4 protein-coding genes, 1 pseudogene and 1 riboswitch are annotated in these 5,305 nt (G+C 65.2%); of the genes and pseudogenes, 4 read left to right on the forward strand and 1 reads right to left on the reverse strand.

All coding sequences use genetic code 11. The annotated features are described in order from the left end of the window. The 4 genes from AC1D00_RS25060 to AC1D00_RS25075 all read left to right on the forward strand — a co-directional run. Positions 1-673: penicillin-binding transpeptidase domain-containing protein (locus tag AC1D00_RS25060; RefSeq protein ID WP_477012491.1), on the forward strand; the 673-nt coding region annotated here is incomplete at its 5' end. A gap of 9 nt (positions 674-682) precedes the next feature. Further along, positions 683-1,261 carry a DUF1214 domain-containing protein gene (locus AC1D00_RS25065; protein ID WP_027547263.1) on the forward strand — a complete coding sequence of 193 codons (579 nt, stop codon included), beginning with the start codon at positions 683-685 and terminating at the stop codon, positions 1,259-1,261. After that, positions 1,258-1,842 carry a DUF1254 domain-containing protein gene (locus AC1D00_RS25070; protein ID WP_135172554.1) on the forward strand — a complete coding sequence of 195 codons (585 nt, stop codon included), beginning with the start codon at positions 1,258-1,260 and terminating at the stop codon, positions 1,840-1,842. Before AC1D00_RS25065 ends, AC1D00_RS25070 begins: the two co-directional genes overlap by 4 nt. Before the next feature lie 393 nt (positions 1,843-2,235). Continuing rightward, a riboswitch (cobalamin riboswitch) is annotated at positions 2,236-2,443 on the forward strand. 126 nt (positions 2,444-2,569) lie between these two features. Then, positions 2,570-5,038 (forward strand): TonB-dependent receptor, encoded by a 2,469-nt coding sequence (locus AC1D00_RS25075; RefSeq protein ID WP_477012492.1) that lies wholly within the window; start codon positions 2,570-2,572, stop codon positions 5,036-5,038. A gap of 48 nt (positions 5,039-5,086) precedes the next feature. Here AC1D00_RS25075 and glnQ read toward each other — a convergent pair. Continuing rightward, a pseudogene (gene glnQ / locus AC1D00_RS25080) lies at positions 5,087-5,305 on the reverse strand (glutamine ABC transporter ATP-binding protein GlnQ); the annotation flags it as partial.

Consider the following 5,305-nt stretch of genomic DNA (forward strand, 5'->3'; position numbering starts at 1 on the left):
CGCCGCGCCGCACTCGGTGCTGGAGGTGCGCACCGGCGCCGGTGATCTCGTCTGGCGCTGGGACCGCGACGGCCCGAAGCCGAAGCAGGCCATTCCGCCGAACATCGCCGCCGACATGGCCGGCATGATGAGCCACGTCGTCAGCGAAGGCACCGCGCGCCGCGCCGCGCTCGACGGCATTCCGACCGCGGGCAAGACCGGCACGACCAATGCGTATCGCGATGCCTGGTTCGTCGGTTACACCGGCAATTTCACCTGCGCGGTCTGGTACGGCAATGACGACTATTCGCCGACCAACCGCATGACCGGCGGCTCGCTGCCGGCGCAGACCTGGCACGACATCATGGTCGCGGCGCATCAGGGCGTCGAGGTCCGGGAAATCCCCGGCATCGGCATGGGCCAGAAGCTGCCGCCGCAGCCGATGGCCGCGCAAGCCAATGCCGCGCCGAAGGTGCTGGAGACCAAGCCCGGTCCGCCGCCGGTGCTGACCAAGCGCGGCGCCGACATCCTGGTGCGCGTCGAGAAGCTGCTGGATGACGCGGCCAAGACCGCGAACAAGTCGTCCGCCAACGACGGCAAGCCCGCCAAGCCGGCCTCGTCGACAAGCGCGCTCGCCTTCCCGCAAAACTATGCGGAAGAGAATGCGAATGCATCCGCCCCGCGCAAGAACTGATCGAAACCCGTGCGGCTGATCCTGACCACATTGACGGCCCTCCTGCTCGCGACCGTAGTGGGTGTCGGCGCGACCTGGATGACGACGACGCGCGGCACCGAGATCGGCGCGCTCACCATCGGCCCCTGGACCGCGCGCCCACGTACCGGCACCGCCGACGTCGACCCCTATTCGCGCGCCACGATCGTGCGCAACGGCGAGCTGCCAATCGGCACCGGTGACGGCGTCGCCTTCACCGCGACCGCCGACGACAAGAAGAAGGCGCTCGACGGCCGCTGCGACGTCGTCGTCTCCGGCGTGACGCCGCCGGCGCGGTTCTGGACGCTGACGCTGTACGACCGCAAGGGCCATCTCGTCGCCAATTCGCTGCAGCGCTACGGCTTCACCAGCCAGGAGATCGTGCGGCAGTCCGACGGCACCTTCGAGATCCGGATCGCCTCGCGCTCGCGCGCCGGCAACTGGCTGCCGACCGGCGGCATCGAGCGCTACGCGCTGATGCTGCGCCTCTACGACACCCCGGTCGGCGTCGCGACGCGCACCCAGCGCGATGCGCCGATGCCCACGATCTCGACGGTGGGCTGCTCATGATCCGGCTGGTGTTCACCATCGTTGCCGGTGTGGTGCTGGGCCTCGTGGTCCATCTCGTCAGCGTGCTGGCGCTGCCGCGGATCGCGACGCAGGACGCCTATTCGCGGCTGACGCCGATGACGAAGCTCAACGGCGTCACCCAGCTTCCGCTTGCCGATCCGAATACCTCACCGATGCCGTTCATGGACCCGGCCTTCGCGCTGGCGATCTGCCGCTACGATCTCACGGGCGGGCCGATCAAGCTCACCGTGCCGGTGAGCCAGGCCTACACCTCGGTGTCGTTCTACACCCGCAACGAGATCGCCTATTACGCCATCAACGACCGCTCCGCGGGCAAGAAGGTGATCGAGCTCGACCTGATGACGGAAGCGCAGCACAACGAGCTGCCCGAGGACGAGGAGATCACCGCGGCCGACCGCCTGATCATCGATTCCCCTGCGACCACCGGCCTGATCGTGATGAAGGCCCTCGCCGCCGAGCCCGGCCTGATGCCGCAGGCGCAGGCGACGCTCGCGGCGGCCACCTGCGCGCCGCAGACCGAGCCGCCAGCCAAGGCCGAGACGCCGCGTGGACGGCGGTGAGCGGGCTGTTAAGGCAGGCTCAAAACAAAAACTGAAAAAACAACCCCATGCACAGTAGCGGGGGCATTGAAATCATTTGTTGTTTTGAGTTCGCGCCAAACACGCTTGCTCGTACAAGCGCATCCGCGCCGGAGCGCCGCGATGTCGAGCTTTGACACGTCGGGCAAAACACCGGCAGAATGGCATCATCGAAAAGTTCGTAACACCCGCGCGGAGCAGTCCGTCGCGGGTGTTTTCATTTGGCAGCATTGCCTATGCCGCCGCTCTCGCGAGAGGTCTGCGCGTCTCGACGAGGTCCTTTGAACTGCCGGGCAAAACGGTCACACAATGGCACGATCGAAGGGCGAGCCTATCGAACAGCCCGCGCGGATGTTGACGGGCTCCTCGCCAGATGCCAGTTTCGTGATCGGTAGTGTCCGCAAGGACTCTTCAAGGGAATGCGGTGCGTCCGTCTCGGCGGACTATTCCGCGGCTGCCCCCGCAACTGTAGGCGGATAGCCGACGACCAAACGAACCACTGGAGTCCCGATCGGGCCTCTGGGAAGGCGGTCGAAGGCGATGACCCGCGAGCCAGGAAACCTGCTGCCAGCCATGAGTCACGCGCGAACGCATTGGGCGGGGTGCCCCGATGTCGGATGAGGAGCCGGTGCATCTGCCGCCTGGGGCGAAGGTAGATGGCTAAGGCAACCGCGGTGACGGTGTGTTTGCGTCGCCGTAGAGCGTTGTCGTGCAAAATCTTCATCTCGGTCCCGGCATTGCGCCGGAGTTTTCGCGTGTACGTATCGGCGTCTCCAGCGGATTAGGGGGGCAGTTTCGGGGCGCTACACCTGCCCTRCTCGCCTTGCTGCTCTCGACATCCCTGTCCTCGCTGGCGACGGCGCAGACTGCGGCTCAGAGTCCCCCGCAAGAGGTCGGCCCGGTGATCGTCTCGCCGGCCACACCCAAGCCAGCTCGCGCCAACAGCGCCGGCAATCAAAGGCCGCGGACCGCGCGCCGCGCCGCGTGGCGCAATCGCGCCGCCCCTGCCGTCGCCGCTCCGGCAACGCAGTCTCAGAGCGGCCGGGTGCAGACGCCGCTGAACACCGCCGCCGTCACCGATGTCGGCTCCCGGCTCGGGATCACGGCGCGGGAAACGCCGGCGACCGTCGAGGTGATCGGTCAGCAGACGATTCAGGATCTGGGCATCAAGACAACGACCGACGTCGCCAAGGCCGCCGTCGGCGTGACCGGCGGCGATGCGCCCGGTGCGCCCGCCATCTTCTCGATGCGCGGCTTTTCCGGCGACCAGCTCACCACGCTCTACAACGGCATCCCGATCGGCCCCTCGACCATGACCGGCCGCCCGATGGACACCGCCAATCTGCAGCAGGTCGAGATCATCAAGGGACCGGACTCGCTGGTGGCGGGGCTCGGGGCGACCGGCGGCGCGATCAACTACGTGACCAAGGCGCCGCACACCGGACCTGTTGTCAACGACGCCTTCACGTCCTACGATTCCTTCCACGGCTATCGCGCCGGCTACGGCTCGGGCGGCAGTACGCTGATCAACGGGCTCGACTACCGTTTCGACATCAGCCATTCCAACGACAAGAGCTTCATCGACGACACCTATTCGAAGCTCAGCAACGTCTCGGGCCAGCTGAACTATCGCGTCAACGACAGCCTGAAGATCTGGGGCGCGGCCGAGTACAAGCAGGACAAGGACCGCTTCTACTGGGGCACACCGCTGGTGCCGGCGAACGCGCCGGGCATCGTGCCGACATCAGGCATCGTCTCGGGTCAGTGGACCAATTACTATCTCAACGGCCACACCGGGACGCTCAATCCCGTCACCGTGGACGCGCGCACGCTGACCACCACCTACAATGTGCTCGACAATCACAGCGGCGCCAGCGAGCTGTGGCTGCGCAGCGGCTTCCAGTGGGACATCACCAACAACATCTCGCTGAAGAGCCAGGTCTACGGCTACGATGCGCACCGGCACTGGTTCAACAACGAGATCAACTCGTTCGACGATTCCGGTCCGAACAACGTCTATCGCGAGCGCCTGGCGCTGGATCACGCCCAGCGTCTCTACGGCAATATCACCGACCTCACCGTCAACTCGAATGTCGGCGGAATGGACAACCGCTTCGTCGCCACCGTCATGGCGAGCAGCTCGCAGTTCAACGTCTCGCAGGACACGCTGTTCTCCTCGGATACGGTCGATCTGGTCAATCCGGATCGCGGCCTCTACGGCCCGCGCAGCGACGAGAAGATCTACACCCACCTCAACACGGCCTCGCTGTCGTTCGAGGACCGGCTCAAGCTGACCTCGACCTTCGCGCTGATCGGCGGCATCCGCTTCGAGGACATTGAACTGTCGCGCACGCGCTACTCGCCGGAGGGCGTGTTGCGCACCGACCGCGGCTATCCGTTCTCGAAGATATTCAACCCGGTCACCGGCCGCGTCGGCTATACCTGGGAGGTCTCCCCGGGAGTCATGCTCTACAGCCAGTATGCGACGGCGGCCGATCCGACGGTCGCCAACATCTTCATCCTCGCACCAACGGTGCCGCTGTTGCTGACGACGTCGCGGACCTATGAGACCGGCGTGAAGGTGCAATCGGCCGACAAGCGCGCGGAGGCCACGTTCTCGGCATTCGACATCGAGCGCAAGAACGTCTACGTGCCCGAGAGCGGCATCGTCTTCAACGTCGCCGGCAAGATGGAATCCAAGGGCGTCGAAATCGCCGCCGCGGTTAACCCGGTCGCTGGCCTGAAGCTGTGGGGCAACGTCGCCTTCGTGCAGTCGCGCTTCATCGACTTCACCTATGTCGACGGCAATGGCGTCTTCCAGTCCTATTCGGGCAAGACGCCGCCGAACGTTCCGAACTTCATCGCCAATGCCGGGGCATCCTATCGGTTCGACACGAAACTGCCGGTGGAGATCGGCGGCCTCGTCCGTCACGTCGGCGACCGCTTCAACTTCCAGGACAATCTGGTCACCATGAACGCCTACACGATCTTAGACGCGTTCGCGTTCGTCGACATTCCAAAGGCCTATTTCCCGGGCGTCGAGCAGACCCGGATCAGCTTTCGCGTGAAGAACCTGACGAACAAGCTCTACGCCGCCTGGGGCGATCCCGGTTACACCGACCAGATCATCCTGGGCGCGCCACGCAGCTATGAGGTGGCGGCTTCGTTCAAATGGTGAAGCAAGGGCGCCTGCCGTCACCTTCCCGAGACCAGATGCCGTTTCCAATCAATGGATGATCTGGCCGAGGAAATCCCTCGCCCGCTCCGTACTCGGCGCGCGGAAGAAGGTTTCTGGATCGGCTTCCTCGACGATGGCGCCGCGATCCATGAAGACCACCCGGTCGGCGATCTCGCGGGCAAAGCCCATCTCGTGCGTGACGCACACCATGGTCATGCCGTCGCGCGCGAGCTCCACCATGGTGTCGAGCACCTCCTTGACCATCTC

The sequence above is a fragment of the Bradyrhizobium sp. P2_E8 genome, assembly GCF_056403875.1.